Raw genomic sequence first — 15421 nt, 5'->3', positions numbered from 1 at the left:
GTCAAAGCCTCATATCAATACCGGTGCCCGGGGTGCTGCCCTGTGAATGGGTGGGCCCGCTGGCCTCAGCGAAATCCGTTTCTATGGCCTGTCCCGGCCGGGAGTCTGGGTGATCCTGATGCGACCCGGACGAGGTTCCCAGATCCAGTGACATGTCACCAAATCCCAGTTTCTCGAACTCGGTTGTCAGAACCGCGATGTGCCGGCGCATCAGGTCCAGCGTTTCCGGGCGGTCCGCCGTGATCGCCAAATGCAACCCGTCATCCCGTCCGTTCAGAACAATCGACACCTTGCCCAGTTCCTCGGGGTTCAGAGCGATCTCAACCGCGCCGGACCCGGGTCGCGCAGTGATTGCAGCCGCCATTTGGCCGGCAATGGCTCGCGAGATCTCCGCCCGCGCAACCGCCGAGGCCGCGTTCGGTTGCGGGCTGATGTCGCGTGTGTGCTGAGTTGTTGGCTCGGAGCGGGCGTTGCCAAGGCCCTCACCTTCGGAGACCTGTAGCGCGCCTTCCGATTCTGCGGATTTCAGGGATGCAGTCAGCTGCAACTGCGCGGCTGTCGCTGGGTGAACCGGCACGGCGACCTTGGGCGATGTGGCCTGTATCGGGGTGATTTGCGGACCTCCGGGCTTGAGGTCGGCTTCCAGGACTGGTCCCTCCAGAGTCTTCACGGGAAGGGGCTTATTGCTCACCATACCCAGTTCAACCTGTGGCCCTTGTAGGGTTTTGGCCTGCGTCAGACCGGTGATGACGGGTGCTGCTGACTGAGTCTGTGTTGGCGCGGACATGTCTGCGCGCGGCTTGTTTGGTGTGATGGGTCGCTCGGCTTGGCCAGTCGCCATCGCTGCTTCAAGCGGCACCTGAACCTCGGGGGGCTGATCGTTGATCTGAGGCACCACCACAGGTTTCTCTGCGCTCTCTACCGGGGCGGGTTGCGTCTCAGTCAGCGCACCGGGAACAGGTGCGGTGTCACGTTCTGCAGGTTCGATTTCGGCTTCCTCAACGGTCGGCAACGCGGTCTCTGCCTCGGTTCCGACAGGCTCCAACAGAGAATCGAGGTCCAGCACACTCTGAAAATCTTTGGACGCTTCGGCCTCACCATCATGCCGGTGCGGCGCAGCGGGCTTCGCCGCCGTGGTCGGTGCTGATGTCATCAGGGTAAGAGGGTTGGGCATTTTGCTCCGGCTCCGTCTGGTCTGACTGCAAACCTGCCCGCTGGAAGTTACGTTTATTTTAACTGCTTTCGCCTTTGATCGAAAAAGTTCGATGCAATTTTCGGAGAAAACAATGAAGGTTTCCGCACCCCCTCCGATGGCGCAGATGCCATCCCCCCCGGACAAGCTGCGTGCGGCTGCGGTTGAGCTTGAGGCCGCTTTTCTGGCCGAAATGTTGAAATCCGCTGGTCTTGGTAAAACGCGACAGGCTTTTGGCGGCGGGGCTGGAGAAGATCAGTTCGCGTCCTTTCTGGTGCAGCATCAGGCGCGGCAACTGGCACAATCCGGCGGCGTCGGCCTGTCTGAGGTCATTTTCAACTCATTGATGGAGAAGTCCAATGGCGGCTGACCTCGATCTGACACTGATAAAGTCGCTGGAAGAACTGTTGGATTTGGAGCGTACGGCGCTTGTCGATGGTGATCTTGATCGTCTCACCCACATGGTGCCGGAAAAGGAAAAGCTGATCGGGGCGATCAACGATCTGCAGGTTCGGGACAGCGCGCAGCTGATTCGGGTGCAGAAAAAAGTCGAACGCAATCAGGCCCTGCTGAACAGCGCCGCCGAAGGGATTCGCGCCATCGCCGCGCGGATGGCCGAGTTGCGGCGGGTTCGGCAGGAATTCAGCACCTATGGGGCCGATGGGCAACGCAGTGGGTTCACCGTGCGCGGCGCGCCCAAGCTGGAAAAACGGGCATAGGGGCCGGTTTGATTCAAATCTGAAATTTCCGGGCGGGGCGTCTTAGCACTCCGTTAGGAGGTCGGGGCCAAAAGTGGGCCTGCACCTGAAAACAGCAGGTGGCGCGAATGGCCTTACGGCATGTCGCACAGGTCAGAAAGACGCCAAGGCCCGCGCAGCGCGCGGGGTGAACTCGGGCAAAATGGCCCAAATCTGAAAGGATGACATCTATGTCCAGCATTCTGACAAACAATGGCGCAATGGTTGCGCTGCAGACCCTGAAATCGGTCAACAAGAACCTTGCGACAACCCAGAACGCGATCTCGACCGGTAAGGACGTGGCGACCGCCAAGGACAACTCGGCGGTTTGGGCGATCTCGAAAGTGATGGAGTCGGACGTCAAGGGCTTCAACGCCATCAAGGACAGCCTCGCGCTGGGGGAATCGACTGTCGCCGTGGCGCGGAACGCTGCGGAAACCGTCACGGACCTTCTGAACCAGATGAAAGGCAAGATCGTCGCGGCGCAGGAAGACAATGTGGATCGCGGCAAGATCAACGATGACGTGACGGCTCTGAAAGATCAGATCAATTCGGTTGTCGGCGCAGCGCAGTTCAACGGTCTGAATCTGGTTGACGGGTCCGCGGGGTCTGCCTCGATTCTTGCTTCGCTGGATCGGGACAACGCCGGTACGGTCACGGCCTCGTCGATCACCGTGGCCGGTCAAGACCTGTCCACCGGGGGGTACACGGCGGCGCAGGTCTTTGATGGCTCGACCGGCGCATCGACCGGCAATGACCGGGTGGGGGCCACCATCGACAATGGAGCGACCTCGGCAACGGCTCTGGTGACGGATGAATCCAGCGGTGCGTTCGCGGCGGGTGATAAGGTTGTCGTGGCCATTGACGACCAGGTTGTCTCTTACACCGTGTCCGCAGCCGATGCAGCAGCGACCACAACCGGTGACCTTGTTGCCGTTGGTCTGAAAGCCAAAATCGAAGAGTTGGGAATCACCGGCCTGACCGTTGATTACGACTCGGGCACGCAGGGTACGTTGTCGGTCACCAACGGTACGGGTGACGACATCTCGTTCTCGGCTCAGTACGTGAACGCGGGCTCTGGTGGTCTGGGTGCGCTGACCGGTGTTGATGTTTCGACCGGTGCCGGGGCGACGGCCGCTCTGGCAACCATTGAAACGCTGATCGACACCTCGATTGACGCGTCCGCCGCCTTTGGTTCGTCGCAGGGCCGGATCGAGACTCAGAAAGAGTTCATCTCGAACCTGGCGGATTCGTTCAAATCGGGGATCGGCTCGCTGGTCGATGCCGATATGGAGGAGACCTCGGCCCGTCTGCAAGCGTTGCAGGTGCAGCAGCAGTTGGCGACCCAGTCGCTGTCGATTGCCAACCAGGCACCGCAGTCGATCCTGTCGCTGTTCCGGTAAATCTGGAACCGGATCGGGGCGCGGGCTCCGCGCCCCGGTTTTGACCGCCTGAAGACGGCCCATAGGAAGGATTGCACGTGACACCGCAAACGCTCGCCCATAACGCCTACGCACAGACCGCCGCCCCGATCCGCACGCCGCGGGACACGGAGTATGAGGCAATCTCGAAAATCACCCGCCGTCTGAAGGCAGCGGCTGCCCGACAAAAGGCGGATTTCGCTGAGTTTGTTCAGGCCGTGCATGAAAACCGGCGTCTGTGGACCGTTTTGGCCACCGGTGTCTCGGATTCCGCAAATGCGCTGCCCAATGACCTGCGCGCACGGATTTTCTATCTGGCCGAGTTCACGGAGCAACACAGCAGTCAGATACTGGCCAATAACGCGACGGTTGATCCCTTGCTTGAAATCAACACCGCCGTTCTGCGCGGGCTGCGCCAAGCGGGGGCCATGTAATGAGCGGTCTGGTCCTTAAGCTTGCACCGAAAGAACGGGTGCTGATCAACGGGGTGGTGATTGAAAACGGCGACCGCCGCAGCCGCTTCTCGATCATGACGCCGCAGGCGAATGTCTTGCGGCTAAAAGATGCCATTCATCCGGATGAGGTCAACACGCCGGTCCGGCGCGTGTGCTATGCCGCTCAGCTTGTCCTGTCCGGAGAAATGGAGCCCGGTCAGGCCCGGCAACAATTGCTGCGCCGGGTTGAGGAACTGAGCCAGGTTTTCACCGATGCAGACAGTCGCCGCGCCCTGGCCGAAGCGACCGATGCGTTAGTGGGAGAGCACTACTATAAATGCCTGAAATCCTTGCGGTCGCTTTTGCCCCGGGAAGAGCGGCTGATGGCCTATCAGCAATGAATTTTCAGCCTGTCATACCATCGGGCGGTCTGGTCGGCTGGCGGTTTCTGCAGCGGACTTATGATGCACAGCTTCAGAGTTTTGCGTCGTCGAATGTCAACGAGCGCGAAACCAAGTATTTTCTGGACAATATCAGCAAGGTTGAGACGGCAGAGGATATGGTTTCAGATCGCCGGTTGCTGCAGGTCGCGCTGGGTGCATTCGGGTTGGAGGATGATCTCAACAATCGCTTTTTCATTCAGAAGATCCTGGAAGATGGCACAAAAGCGCAGGACGCGTTGGCCAACCGGTTGTCGGACAAACGGTATCGTGAATTTTCCGACGCGTTTGGTTTCGGTCCCGGTGAGGTCAGGAAAACCGGCTTGATCACAAACATGGAGAAGGTCGCGCAGGACAATCTGGTCACCCGGTTCGAGGTTTCGGTAGGGGAGTCGGATGAGACGATGCGCATCTCGCTATACGCTCAGCATAGGCTGGCTGAACTGGCCCAGAGTGACACAAGCTTGGATACGAAGTGGTTCGATCTGATGGGCTTGCCGCCGCTGCGCAGCATGATGGAAACCGCACTCGGCCTGCCGCCGTCTTTTGCGCAGCTGGACCTCGATACGCAGTTGGTTGAATTCAAAGACAGGTTATCGCGGCTCACCGGCTCAGATGATCTGGCGCAGTTTGTGGATGAGGATGCTATCGGGAAATTCACCGATACCTATCTGGCGCGCAGTCAGATCGCTCAATTGCAGAACACGGTTTCCCCGGCGCAGACGGCTTTGATTTTGTTGGGGACAGCAGGTTAAGCGCGCGATAGATGCGCGCTCAAGGTGTCTCATCCGTGACAAACGCCCTCGGCCTCCGAACCGGCGGTGAATCGGGTCTAAGCGGCTTGCTTGCTGTCAGGCGTCAAGAACCGCATCCGCGGAAGTTCGCAACGCATAGCTGGTGACGGGTTGTGACACGTTATGCAGCTTGACCTCGCCCAGTGGCAACGCGTTCGAGCACGCAGGCGCGATGTCTTCGGACACAACGATGCGGTGGCTGACGGTTTTGCCGTATTCCCCCAGCCGGGCGGCGATATTGGCGGCCTGACCGATGACCGTGAAATCGAGACGTTCGCGCGAACCCACATTGCCATAGGTCACGCGGCCATAGGCGACACCGATCGAGCAATCGCAATGCACGTCGCCTCCGGTTTCGCGCAGCTCGCCCAGTTTTTCGACGATTCCGATTGCCGTGCGTTGCGCATTGGCCCGCGCCGCGCCTTCGTTTTCGCCCGAGGGGAACACCGCCAGCACAGCGTCGCCGATGAATTTCAGAACCTCGCCGCCATTGTCATGCACGATTTCCGACACCGTTTCAAAAAACCCATTCAGCACGTTGATATACGCAGTGCGCCCCAACCGTTCCTCAAGACTGGTCGAGTTGCGCAGATCACAGAACATGATCGCGGCGTCGATCTCATCGCCGTCGCCGCGCCGGATCTCACCGCCCAGCACCCGCGCGCCCGAGCGTTTGCCCACATAGGTTTCCAGCAAGACCTGCGCGTTCTCGCGCTGCATGAAGACTTCGTAGTAGCGGGCGATCACGGTCGAGCATTCAAAGACCAGCCCCAGATTCTCGGTGGTGAAACCATCGGGATGGTCACAGGTCAGGGTCAGCACATTGGTTCGCCCGTCCGAGAACGGCAGCGGCATGGCCACGTAATCGGTTGCCCCCTTGGCGCGCAGGTCCTCGATGATGGGAAAGCTGTTATGCGGATTGTCGTCGTTCACCCGCTGACGGACCCCGCCCAACCCGTTCGAGACGTGCCGCAGCGGGCTGTTGATGAAAGCCGGGTGATCGTAAATCTCATAGGTTGGCGCACGGGTCAGAATCTCGGCCTGATCTTTTTCCCAGATATAGTGTTTGCCCGCGATCAGAGGGTGCAAAGACCATGCCAGAATGCTCAGCCGCTGAATGGCGATGCCGTGTTCCAGCATCTTTTCGGCCAGCGCCTTGGTAAAAGCCTCGGGCGTGTCGGACAGCGACGCCCCACGCATCAGCCAGTCGATCAGAGGGCCGCTTATGTTCCCGTCATCGGGTTCGCGCAGGCGGTTTTCGCCCAGATCAACGTCGGTATAGGCGCTGGACAGAAATCCGATATGGCCTTGAATGGCCACGCTTTCGGGCAGCGCCTCTTCATAGGCCCAAACGCAATTGGCCAGCTGCTCCCCCGGCAGGTCGATATCGTGATAGGTCGCTGTGCCCTTGAACGGGCAAAAGGTCTGCAGCTCGGTCTCTTCGCTCAGTTCGACGCGCACGTCCTTGCGCGGGATGTAGATTGTCGGCGGCAGCCGCGTTTCATACATCACCTTGGCGTCTTCGCTTTCGGCCAAAAGGATATCATCGCGGTAGATGGCGATCCTGCCATTCAGCCGCTCTACTGAAATCTCGTAACCTTTGAGTTTAGGTGTGGCGTGGACGTTCATCATCGACCTCCCTTGCCCGGAGTCTTTCTAGAATGGGTCTTTGGGGCCGGTATTCCAAGGGTGAATTGCGAAATTTACCAAACGGAGCCGATGCGAAACACGCCGTCAGACCATTTGGATAACGTCCTTTTCGATGGACAGCATATAGCCCTTTTTCGCGATATTTTTGACCAGCAACTCGCTGACCATCTGGTTGCCCAACGCGTCGCGCAAGCGCTTGATGCGCGTGGCCCCGGCGGCCTCGTCACAATCGGCGGCGTCGCGCCCCGAGATCATCGCCTCGATCTGGGCACCCGATAGCACCTCATCATCCAGTCGGGATTCAGCCAGAACCGACAGGGTTTCCATCGCGGCAGAGGTCAGTTTGAAATCCATGTTGTTGAGGTAAACGGTGTTTTCCTCGCGGCTGATCAGCAGCGAGGTGACCTGAATGCCGGTGCGTTCGATCTGCGCCATGCGCCGGTTCAGCAGGACCAGCATCACCAGAAACACCAGTGCCGAGATCATCATGGCGCAGGCAAAAACCAGCAGCACGTAAATCACCATGCGATAGCTGGACAGCGTGTCGGCAAAGGCGGTGCCGGATTGCGCAAGAATTTCCAGCAACCGGATCTCGGCCTGCGAGGTCAGGTCGCTTTCCACGAACAACCGCTCGACCCGCATGTTGAAGGCGTTGGCATCGGGCAGGGTTGCGAACAGGAACACCGCAGCGGTGATCAGAATCACGACGATGGCGGCAAGACCCAGACCAACCAGCCGAACGCCGGATCGCCGCGCCTCAGTAACGGAGATAGAATTTTCCGGCATTGGCCTTCCTTTGATCCAACCCTTCCGGCCCGAACACGGACTGGACGTTCAGCAAGGTCCAGCCGGATGCGCGCAGGCGCTGGGCGACCTCTTTCTTTGCCTGCCCCTTGTTGCAGGACGACACCTGCATAACGCCGTAATGCAGGCGCAGCGGATTGTCCTGCTTTGCCTTGTAATCCGCATAGCAATCCGCGGCTGAGGCTGCAGAGCCAACCGATATCAGCGCCACCACGGCCAGAGAAGAGATGATCTGTTTCATAGGCCGCATCCTGCGCATGGGTTGGGTGGATATTCAATAACCCAAGGGGTTTGCGGGGCCTGATATCGGATAACAAATCCCCGTTATTGCTTGTCTGGCGGGGGTGGGCCCAGTGTCGGGGCAACACATATGCGGCCCGAGGCAGGTCGCCCAAACACCCGAAAGGACAGGTGCCATGCATAAGAAATTTATCGCTCTGATCATCGCGGCGGCCGTCGCCGTAACGGGGATTTCAGCCTCGCAAGCGCGGGCGGCGGACACCGGGGATATTCTGACCGGCCTAGCCGCGATTGCGATCCTGGGGGCTGCCGTGAACCACTACAGCAAAGACAAGCGCGAGGACAAAGTCGAGCGGCACTACCACAATCACGTGTACAAGCCGCACAAGAAAAAGCGCCACAAGGCCAAGCCGCTGCCCAAACGCGTGAAGCGCTACAACATTCCGCAGCGCTGCCTGCGCACTTACCAAGGATATGGCAATCGCCCGCTGCTGGGGACGAAATGCCTGAACAAGCATTACAAAGATGCCAACAGCCTGCCGCAACAATGCAAGGTTGGTTTCTGGAATGGCCACAAGGTAAAGCGGGCATACGAACCCGCATGCCTGCGCCATCACGGATACCGTGTGGTTTACTAGTACCCTTTTCGAGCAGGAGCGGTGCCGCAGAAGCACCGTTATGGGAGAGGGCGGCGCAAGCCGCCCTCTCTTTTTTGCTTGCGGTAAGGTGCGAAACGCGGTTTGCCCGGTGTATGAGCTTGCCGAATTTTGATCTGGAACAGGCGTTGCTGTCGCGCGGGCACCTGCGCATCGCTGGGGTGGATGAGGTCGGGCGCGGCCCTCTGGCCGGGCCGGTGGTGGCCGCCGCCGTTATCCTGAATCCGCAGGACATTCCCGAAGGGTTGAACGATTCGAAGGCACTGACCGCCAAGCGGCGCCTGGCATTGGACGATGCCCTGCGCGCGCGGTCTGAATTCGCCGTGGCTGAGGCGTCGGTGGCGGAAATTGATGAGTTGAACATCCTGCGCGCTTCGCATCTGGCGATGGTGCGGGCGGTGGCGGCGCTGGACCCGGTGCCGGATTTTCTGCTGATCGACGGGAACATGATTCCGCGCGGCATGAAGATCCCGTCTCAGGCGGTGGTCAAAGGGGATGCGCGGTCAGTGTCGATTGCGGCGGCCTCGATCATCGCGAAAAACTGGCGCGATAACCTGATGGTGGATTTAGCGCAACAGCATCCCGGCTACGGGTGGGAGACAAATGCAGGCTATCCGACAAAAATGCATCGCGAGGCGCTGCGAAATCTCGGCGTGACCCCACATCATAGACGTTCGTTCAAACCCGTCCACAATATCTTGTATCAAGAGTAAATCGTAAGTCGCTGATTCAAAAAAGAATTTGACGGCGAATCGTCTTTGACTCATCCTTGTCTCAACCAAATGAGCGCAAAAGCGCCGTGGACACTTGAGGCAGTGATATGACAACGACCACCAAAAAGGGCGCAAAAGCGCTCCCTTTAAACACGATCCTATCCGGGGACTGCATCGAAGCGATGAACAGTCTGCCCGAGGCGTCGGTTGACCTGATTTTCGCGGACCCGCCCTATAATTTGCAGTTGAAAGGTCAGTTGCACCGGCCCGACAATTCTCAGGTGGATGCGGTTGACGATCATTGGGATCAGTTTTCCAGCTTCGGGGCCTATGACCAGTTCACGCGCGACTGGCTAAAAGCGGCGCATCGTCTGCTGAAGCCCAATGGCGCGATTTGGGTAATCGGGTCTTATCACAACATTTTCCGCGTCGGCTCGGCCCTGCAGGATGCGGGGTACTGGATTCTGAACGATGTCGTTTGGCGCAAGTCGAACCCGATGCCGAACTTCCGCGGCAAGCGCTTTACCAACGCGCATGAGACGATGATCTGGGCCTCGAAGCGTGAAGGTGCGAAATACACCTTCAATTACGAAGCGCTGAAAGCCCTGAACGAAGGCGTACAGATGCGCAGCGACTGGGTGCTGCCGATCTGCACTGGGCATGAGCGCCTCAAGGACGAAAACGGCGACAAGGCGCATCCGACGCAGAAGCCGGAATCGCTGCTGCATCGCGTTCTGATTGGCTCGACCAATCCCGGCGATGTGGTGCTGGACCCGTTCTTTGGCACTGGCACAACCGGGGCCGTCGCCAAGATGCTGGGGCGTGAGTTCATCGGGATCGAACGCGAAGAGAGCTATCGCAAGGTCGCCGAGAAGCGCATCGCCAAGGTTCGCAAATTCGACCGCGAGGCGCTGGAGGTCAGCGCCAGCAAACGCGCCGAGCCGCGCGTGCCCTTCGGCCAACTGGTTGAGCGCGGGATGCTGCGCCCGGGCGAAGAGCTGTACTCGATGAACCAGCGCCATAAGGCCAAGGTGCGCGCCGATGGCACGCTGGTGGGCGACAACGTCAAGGGCTCGATCCATCAGGTCGGCGCGCATCTGGAAAACGCGCCCTCCTGCAATGGCTGGACGTACTGGTGCTTCAAGCGCGATGGCAAGACCGTGCCCATCGACGTGCTGCGCCAGCAGATCAGGGCCGAGATGCACAACTGATTTCACTTACACCGCCGGTGCCTGTGGCCTGACACAAGGCACTACGCCTTGCCCCGCCGTTCTCGGCGGGGTCTTTTGTTTTCGCCCTATTGGTGATTGCATAAGGCACCCCTGACAGACCCCGCGAAAGGCGCAGGCCATGACTGACAGCACCGCAGGCGACTCCCGCTTCGGCAGATTCTTTGTCACCCAGCCGGACAAGTACGATCTGGACAACAAATATACCGAAGCGGTCCTTGAACGGCACAAACGCGAAGGGCTAGAGCTTGCCGTGCGCGCCCGGTGGATCGCGATGGGGCTGACCGGGGTTCTGCTGATCTATCTGAACCCGCACCCTGAGGTGCTGTGGTATCACTTCATCCTGCTGCTGATCTGCGGCAACGGCTGGCTGATCCGCCGCGCAGGCCGGGTCGGACAATCGCGGACCGAGCTGTTGCTGATTTTCGTCGATCTTCTGATCATGACGCTGGGCATGATCGTTCCCAACCCGTTCAGCGACGATGTGCGGCCTTTGGCCATGCAGTACCGGTTCGATAACTTCCAGTATTTCTTCATCATCCTGGCGGCGGGCACGCTGGCTTACTCCTGGCGCACGGTGATTGCTATCGGGTCGTGGACCGCCATGATGTGGACCGCCGGTTGGATCATCGCGTGGTGGGTGGCGACCCCGATCCCGGGTATTAGTGAGCGGGTGGCAGAGGCGTTGCAGGGCTACCCGGATGTGGCGGACCTGCTTGATCCGAACAGCTTCATGGTGTCTCAGCGCATTCAGCAGGTCATCGTCTTCGTGATGGTGGCGGTGACGCTTGGGGTCTCGCTGCGGCGGCTGAACAACCTGCTGATGACCAATGCGGGGCTGGAACGCGAAAGGGCAAACCTGTCGCGCTATTTTTCACCCAATGTGGTCGAGGAACTGAGCCAGAATGACGAGCCGCTGAAACAGGTGCGCAAGGAAAACATCGCCGTCCTGTTCATCGACATCGTCGGCTTCACCCGGTTTTCAGCCGGTCGCGATCCGTATGAGGTAATCGAGATTCTGCGCGGGTTTCATGCCCGGATGGAGACCGAGGTGTTCCGACATCATGGCACTTTGGACAAATATCTGGGCGACGGGTTGATGGCGACTTTTGGTACGCCTGTCCCGGCGCCACAGGATGCGACCAATGCGATCTCTTGCGCGCGCGCGATGGTTGCGGCCATCGAGCGTTGGAACACCGAGAGACGTCGGGCAGGCGAGCCTGAAATCAATGTCGGGATCGGCGTTCATTACGGGCCTGTCGTGCTGGGTGACATAGGGGCCAACCGACTGGAATTTGCGGTGATCGGCGACGCGGTGAACGTGGCGGCCAAGCTGGAGGCGATGACGCGTTCGCTGGGAACTCGTGTTGTCATCAGCGACGCCCTGCGCGATCAGGCGGCCAGCGAAGGCCCGGCAGCGCAGGCGCTGATCGAGGGGTTTGAGTCCCGAGCCGCTCTGGATGTGCGCGGTGTCGAAGGCCCGATGGATGTTTGGGTGATCTGAACCCCTCCCGCCGGTCCGCGCCGCATCTGCAGATGCGAAGCCTCCCGTTGGGCCGGGCAGCGCGCTGGCGCGCGCTGCGGTTACGCATTTGGTCGGGGGTTGAGCGCTTTGTTGTAGGGGTGCCAATCGGTGATCTCGGGGTAATATTGTCGTCGCCATGCTCGTACCCGAGGGTTCATGACCCGACGCCACAGGGGCGGGATCATCGCGGCCACGGTCATGACGGGATAGCCATAGGGCAGTTGCGGTGCGGCATCCGGCGCGTGGTGTTGCAGCAGCGGAAAGCGGCGGTTCGGTTTGTAATGATGGTCTGAGTGCCGCTGCAGATTGATCAGCAGCCAGTTTGAGGCCTTTTGCGAGGCATTCCACGAGTGGCGCGGCAGGACATGTTCGTATTTTCCCTCGCCCATATGTTTCCGCGTGAGGCCGTAATGCTCGACATAGTTGACCAGTTCCAGTTGCCAGATGGCGACACCGGCCTGCAGTAGGAACAGGCCCAACCCCGACCAGCCTCCGACCAACAGCGCCAGCAGCATCATTCCGCCTTGTAGCGCCCAGTATCGCCAGAACGGGTTCGCGGCGTCGGTCCAAGGGCAGCCTTTTCGCGCCAGTTTGGCCTGCTCGGCGGTGAAGGCCGACGTCAGACATTGCCACAGAACGCGGGGATAGAAGCGGTGGAAGCCCTCGTTATAGCGGGCCGTGACCGGATCTCGTGGGGTGCCGACATAGCGGTGATGGACCAGCAGGTGTTCGGACCGGAAATGGGAATAAAGCACCATGGCCAGAAGGATATCGCCCAGCCAGCGCTCGAACCGGGATTTCTGGTGCATCAACTCGTGGCTGTAGTTGATGCCGATCGTGCCCGAGATCACGCCCATGCCGAAGAACAGCCCGATTTTACCGGCGGTTGTCAGATGGTCGGCGCGGGTTGCGTACCAGATCAGGCCGTAAAGGGTCAAAAACTGGACCGGCACCCACAGCTTGGTCAGCAGGATGTACCAGCGCAAAACCCCATCGGGTGTCTCGGGGTCCGCGTTTTGCAGGTTCAGCCCCGTTAACCGGTCGAGCACAGCAAACGCCCACCACGTGGACAGGGGCACCAGCAACACCCAAGCGCCGCCCGCCACGGCTGTTGCCCAGATCAGGGGGATCAGCAGAAAAGACAGCCAGAACGGCAGCGCCGAGTGCCAGCGAGACAGGGTGTCTGATGCGATCATTGCGATGCTCCGAAAAGTGCAGTCAGCCTAACCTTGGCCAACCGATTTGCACAGCGGCCTATTGGCCGCGCCAGAGGTCATGGGCCTTGCGCATCACAGTGGGCAGGTCGCCGGGTTTGAAACTGTGTTTGTCCAGAATGGTCAGGCCCTTTGGCTGCAGGTCGTCGGGCAATTCTGCGGTCCAGATGCTTAACACGAGGTGAAAATGTGTGAAGGTGTGCCGCACCTCGCCCGGCAGAATGCACCAGTCGGCGGGGAAGGGCGGGGCCTCGGACGGGGTGTCGGACCAGTCCGAGCCGGGCCAGCCCAGCATGCCGCCCAGCAGACCTTTGTCGGGGCGGCGTTCCAGCAGCATTGCGCCAGTGGCGCTGCGGGCGATGTAAACATGCCCGAACCGGGTGGGTTTGGGCTTTTTCGGAGTTTTCTTGGGCAAATCAGCCTGAGTCCCGGCCACCCGCGCAAGGCACGGATCACGCAACGGGCAAATACCGCAGGCCGGGGATTTTGGCGTGCAGATGGTCGCGCCCAGATCCATCACCGCCTGCGCGTAATCGCCGGGCCGCTGCGCCGGGGTCAGCGCTGCGGCCTTGTCCTTGAGCACAGGCTTCGACCCCGGCAGCGGATCGTGGATATCGAAAAGCCGGGCCATGACCCGCTCGACATTGCCGTCCAGAACCGTCTCGGGCCGGTCAAAGGCAATGGCCGAGATCGCTGCAGCGGTATAGGGCCCGATGCCCGGAAGCTGCAACAGCGCGTCGTAGGTGTCGGGGAACTGCCCGCCATGCTGATCCGCCACCACCCGCGCGCATTTCAGCAGGTTGCGGGCGCGGGCGTAATATCCAAGCCCGGCCCATTCGCCCATCACCTGATCGTCTGGCGCGGCTGCAAGCGCTTCGACGGTTGGCCAGCGGGTCGTGAAGCGGGTGAAGAAATCGCGCACGGCGGCCACCGTCGTCTGTTGCAACATCACCTCGGACAGCCAGACGCGATAGGGGTCGGGCTGCATCCCGGCCCTGCGATCCGCCGGACCCACCCGCCACGGCATGTCTCGCGCGTGGCGGTCGTACCAGTCGAGCAGTGCTCCGCTCACGTCAAATTCACCGATGTCACGCAAGTTTTATTCATCTCTCTGTCGGGTTTCGCTGGCACCTGCCAGTCTGCCCATTACAATAGTGGCGCAGGAGTTGGAAACCAGATGCAGCGCAGACGTTCTTCGACCCGCGGGTTCAAACGCACCGCGACTTTGCTGAACGACCAGATTCGGCGCGCCGGGGAAACCCGCGGCTTTGCCGTATCGCGCCTGCTGACCCATTGGGCCGAGATTGTCGGACAGGACACCGCCGCCATCGCCCGCCCGGTGAATGTGGGCTATGGCCGGGGCGGCATGGGCGCAACGCTGACCGTGCTGACCACCGGGCCACAGGCGCCGATGCTGGAAATGCAAAAGGACCAGCTGCGCCACAAGGTCAACGCGGTCTACGGCTACAACGCCATCAGCCGCATTCGCATCACCCAGACCGCTCCGACCGGATTTGCCGAGGGGCAGGCCAGTTTCGACCACAAGCCGAAACAGGCGAAACCTGAAATTGCACCTGAAATCGCAGCCGAGGCTGACAATGTGTCGCGCGACGTAAACGACAGTGATTTGCGCGCCGCCCTTGAACGCCTCGGACGCAACGTTTTATCAAAACGGAAACGCTGAGAAAGGGCCGAGAATGAGCCGTATTGCAACCGTAATCTGTGCGGCTGTCGCCGTGGCCGCAGGCGGCTACTGGCTGTCGCAGTCGAACTCTTCCCCCGCTTATCCGCTGGTCAGCAGCGCTGAGGCGCAGGAGGCTGATCTGGACACCTCGACCATCGTCGAGATGGTGCAGGGGGCCGAGGATGCGCCGGTGGAGATCATCGAATACGCATCCTACACCTGTCCGCATTGCGCGAATTTCCATCAGGGGGCGTATAAGCAGCTCAAGAAGGATTTCATCGATACCGGGAAGGTCAAGTTCATCTATCGCGAGGTGTATTTTGACCGCTATGGCCTGTGGGCCTCGATGGTGGCGCGCTGTGGTGGCCCCGAGAAGTTCTTTGGCATTTCCGATCTGATCTACGAAGGCCAGTCCGAATGGACCCAAGCCGGTGGCCCGGCCGAGATCGTGGATGAGTTGCGCAAGATCGGACGTCTTGCCGGGATCGACAATGACCAGCTAGAGGCCTGCCTGCAGGACGGCACCCGCGCGCAGACGCTGGTGGCCTGGTATCAGGAAAATGCCGAGCGCGACGGGGTGCAGGCGACGCCCTCTTTCGTTGTGAACGGCAAAAAGGTCTCGAACCAGTCCTACGAAGACTTCAAGGCGCTGATCGAAGAGGAACTGGGCAGCTAAGCCCTTTTCCAA

At 60.1% G+C, this 15421-nt stretch carries 18 protein-coding genes; 12 read left to right on the top strand and 6 right to left on the bottom strand.

Going from position 1 to position 15421, the window contains the following annotated elements; translation table 11 throughout:
* Position 1: 1 nt before the first annotated feature.
* Positions 2–1174: a flagellar hook-length control protein FliK gene (locus ACR0JN_RS08420; RefSeq protein WP_480885127.1), complete on the bottom strand. Its 1173-nt coding sequence runs from the start codon at positions 1172–1174 to the stop codon at positions 2–4.
* Positions 1175–1286: 112 nt separating this feature from the next.
* Here ACR0JN_RS08420 and ACR0JN_RS08415 point away from each other — a divergent pair, with 112 nt between their 5' ends.
* The 6 genes from ACR0JN_RS08415 to ACR0JN_RS08390 all read left to right on the top strand — a co-directional run bounded on the left by ACR0JN_RS08415 (position 1287) and on the right by ACR0JN_RS08390 (position 4979).
* Positions 1287–1562: a rod-binding protein gene (locus tag ACR0JN_RS08415; RefSeq protein ID WP_480885126.1), complete on the top strand. Its 276-nt coding sequence runs from the start codon at positions 1287–1289 to the stop codon at positions 1560–1562.
* Positions 1552–1911, top strand: coding sequence for a flagellar biosynthesis protein FlgN (locus ACR0JN_RS08410; RefSeq protein ID WP_480885125.1), 360 nt, complete (start codon positions 1552–1554; stop codon positions 1909–1911). Before ACR0JN_RS08415 ends, ACR0JN_RS08410 begins: the two co-directional genes overlap by 11 nt.
* A 209-nt stretch (positions 1912–2120) precedes the next feature.
* Positions 2121–3332: a flagellin N-terminal helical domain-containing protein gene (locus tag ACR0JN_RS08405; RefSeq protein WP_480815814.1), complete on the top strand. Its 1212-nt coding sequence runs from the start codon at positions 2121–2123 to the stop codon at positions 3330–3332.
* A gap of 77 nt (positions 3333–3409) precedes the next feature.
* Positions 3410–3784, top strand: a complete 375-nt coding sequence (gene flaF / locus ACR0JN_RS08400) for a flagellar biosynthesis regulator FlaF (RefSeq protein ID WP_480885124.1) — start codon at positions 3410–3412, stop codon at positions 3782–3784.
* The gene (flbT, locus tag ACR0JN_RS08395; protein WP_480815816.1) at positions 3784–4185 is read left to right on the top strand and encodes a flagellar biosynthesis repressor FlbT; all 402 of its coding nucleotides are present in this window, start codon (positions 3784–3786) and stop codon (positions 4183–4185) included. Before flaF ends, flbT begins: the two co-directional genes overlap by 1 nt.
* Positions 4182–4979: a DUF1217 domain-containing protein gene (locus ACR0JN_RS08390; protein ID WP_480815817.1), complete on the top strand. Its 798-nt coding sequence runs from the start codon at positions 4182–4184 to the stop codon at positions 4977–4979. The genes flbT and ACR0JN_RS08390 overlap by 4 nt, the downstream gene beginning before the upstream one ends.
* A 96-nt stretch (positions 4980–5075) precedes the next feature.
* Here ACR0JN_RS08390 and ACR0JN_RS08385 read toward each other — a convergent pair whose 3' ends face one another.
* The 3 genes from ACR0JN_RS08385 to ACR0JN_RS08375 form a co-directional block, all read right to left on the bottom strand.
* Positions 5076–6647 (bottom strand): DUF427 domain-containing protein, encoded by a 1572-nt coding sequence (locus ACR0JN_RS08385; protein WP_480885123.1) that lies wholly within the window; start codon positions 6645–6647, stop codon positions 5076–5078.
* A gap of 105 nt (positions 6648–6752) precedes the next feature.
* The gene (locus ACR0JN_RS08380; RefSeq protein WP_480815819.1) at positions 6753–7454 is read right to left on the bottom strand and encodes a winged helix-turn-helix domain-containing protein; all 702 of its coding nucleotides are present in this window, start codon (positions 7452–7454) and stop codon (positions 6753–6755) included.
* Positions 7426–7713 (bottom strand): hypothetical protein, encoded by a 288-nt coding sequence (locus ACR0JN_RS08375; protein ID WP_480815820.1) that lies wholly within the window; start codon positions 7711–7713, stop codon positions 7426–7428. Before ACR0JN_RS08375 ends, ACR0JN_RS08380 begins: the two co-directional genes overlap by 29 nt.
* A 175-nt stretch (positions 7714–7888) precedes the next feature.
* Between ACR0JN_RS08375 and ACR0JN_RS08370 the strand changes: the two genes are divergently transcribed.
* The 4 genes from ACR0JN_RS08370 to ACR0JN_RS08355 all read left to right on the top strand — a co-directional run bounded on the left by ACR0JN_RS08370 (position 7889) and on the right by ACR0JN_RS08355 (position 11814).
* Entirely contained in the window at positions 7889–8350 is a 462-nt protein-coding gene (locus ACR0JN_RS08370) for a hypothetical protein (protein WP_480885122.1), read from the top strand.
* Between the two features lie 113 nt (positions 8351–8463).
* Positions 8464–9081: a ribonuclease HII gene (locus ACR0JN_RS08365; RefSeq protein WP_480885121.1), complete on the top strand. Its 618-nt coding sequence runs from the start codon at positions 8464–8466 to the stop codon at positions 9079–9081.
* Positions 9082–9188: 107 nt separating this feature from the next.
* The gene (locus ACR0JN_RS08360) at positions 9189–10292 is read left to right on the top strand and encodes a DNA methyltransferase (protein WP_480885120.1); all 1104 of its coding nucleotides are present in this window, start codon (positions 9189–9191) and stop codon (positions 10290–10292) included.
* Positions 10293–10431: 139 nt separating this feature from the next.
* On the top strand, positions 10432–11814 hold the full coding sequence (locus ACR0JN_RS08355) for an adenylate/guanylate cyclase domain-containing protein (protein WP_480885119.1): 1383 nt from the start codon (positions 10432–10434) through the stop codon (positions 11812–11814).
* 80 nt (positions 11815–11894) lie between these two features.
* Here ACR0JN_RS08355 and ACR0JN_RS08350 read toward each other — a convergent pair whose 3' ends face one another.
* Together ACR0JN_RS08350 and mutY are read right to left on the bottom strand one after the other, a co-directional pair.
* A complete protein-coding gene (locus ACR0JN_RS08350; protein ID WP_480885118.1) occupies positions 11895–13031 on the bottom strand; it encodes an alkane 1-monooxygenase in 1137 nt (378 codons plus the stop codon).
* Positions 13032–13089: 58 nt separating this feature from the next.
* Entirely contained in the window at positions 13090–14145 is a 1056-nt protein-coding gene (gene mutY, locus ACR0JN_RS08345; RefSeq protein WP_480885117.1) for an A/G-specific adenine glycosylase, read from the bottom strand.
* An 81-nt stretch (positions 14146–14226) separates the two neighbouring features.
* On the opposite strand from mutY, the gene ACR0JN_RS08340 reads away from it, so the two are divergent.
* Entirely contained in the window at positions 14227–14733 is a 507-nt protein-coding gene (locus ACR0JN_RS08340) for a DUF721 domain-containing protein (RefSeq protein ID WP_480815827.1), read from the top strand.
* A 13-nt stretch (positions 14734–14746) separates the two neighbouring features.
* Positions 14747–15409 carry a DsbA family protein gene (locus ACR0JN_RS08335; RefSeq protein WP_480815828.1) on the top strand — a complete coding sequence of 221 codons (663 nt, stop codon included), beginning with the start codon at positions 14747–14749 and terminating at the stop codon, positions 15407–15409.
* Positions 15410–15421 lie beyond the last annotated feature (12 nt).

Source organism: Ruegeria sp. G12 (assembly GCF_056533565.1).
This window is presented reverse-complemented; position numbering and strand designations above follow the sequence as displayed.

Excerpts from the sequence above, each read along its gene's own strand:
- ACR0JN_RS08420 (WP_480885127.1), bottom strand. The coding sequence starts at position 1,174 with ATGCCCAACCCTCTTACCCTGATGACATCAGCACCGACCACGGCGGCG.
- ACR0JN_RS08415 (WP_480885126.1), top strand. The coding sequence starts at position 1,287 with ATGAAGGTTTCCGCACCCCCTCCGATGGCGCAGATGCCATCCCCCCCG.
- ACR0JN_RS08410 (WP_480885125.1), top strand. The coding sequence starts at position 1,552 with ATGGCGGCTGACCTCGATCTGACACTGATAAAGTCGCTGGAAGAACTG.
- ACR0JN_RS08405 (WP_480815814.1), top strand. The coding sequence starts at position 2,121 with ATGTCCAGCATTCTGACAAACAATGGCGCAATGGTTGCGCTGCAGACC.
- flbT (WP_480815816.1), top strand. The coding sequence starts at position 3,784 with ATGAGCGGTCTGGTCCTTAAGCTTGCACCGAAAGAACGGGTGCTGATC.
- ACR0JN_RS08390 (WP_480815817.1), top strand. The coding sequence starts at position 4,182 with ATGAATTTTCAGCCTGTCATACCATCGGGCGGTCTGGTCGGCTGGCGG.
- ACR0JN_RS08385 (WP_480885123.1), bottom strand. The coding sequence starts at position 6,647 with ATGAACGTCCACGCCACACCTAAACTCAAAGGTTACGAGATTTCAGTA.
- ACR0JN_RS08380 (WP_480815819.1), bottom strand. The coding sequence starts at position 7,454 with ATGCCGGAAAATTCTATCTCCGTTACTGAGGCGCGGCGATCCGGCGTT.
- ACR0JN_RS08375 (WP_480815820.1), bottom strand. The coding sequence starts at position 7,713 with ATGAAACAGATCATCTCTTCTCTGGCCGTGGTGGCGCTGATATCGGTT.
- ACR0JN_RS08370 (WP_480885122.1), top strand. The coding sequence starts at position 7,889 with ATGCATAAGAAATTTATCGCTCTGATCATCGCGGCGGCCGTCGCCGTA.
- ACR0JN_RS08365 (WP_480885121.1), top strand. The coding sequence starts at position 8,464 with ATGAGCTTGCCGAATTTTGATCTGGAACAGGCGTTGCTGTCGCGCGGG.
- ACR0JN_RS08360 (WP_480885120.1), top strand. The coding sequence starts at position 9,189 with ATGACAACGACCACCAAAAAGGGCGCAAAAGCGCTCCCTTTAAACACG.
- ACR0JN_RS08355 (WP_480885119.1), top strand. The coding sequence starts at position 10,432 with ATGACTGACAGCACCGCAGGCGACTCCCGCTTCGGCAGATTCTTTGTC.
- ACR0JN_RS08350 (WP_480885118.1), bottom strand. The coding sequence starts at position 13,031 with ATGATCGCATCAGACACCCTGTCTCGCTGGCACTCGGCGCTGCCGTTC.
- ACR0JN_RS08340 (WP_480815827.1), top strand. The coding sequence starts at position 14,227 with ATGCAGCGCAGACGTTCTTCGACCCGCGGGTTCAAACGCACCGCGACT.
- ACR0JN_RS08335 (WP_480815828.1), top strand. The coding sequence starts at position 14,747 with ATGAGCCGTATTGCAACCGTAATCTGTGCGGCTGTCGCCGTGGCCGCA.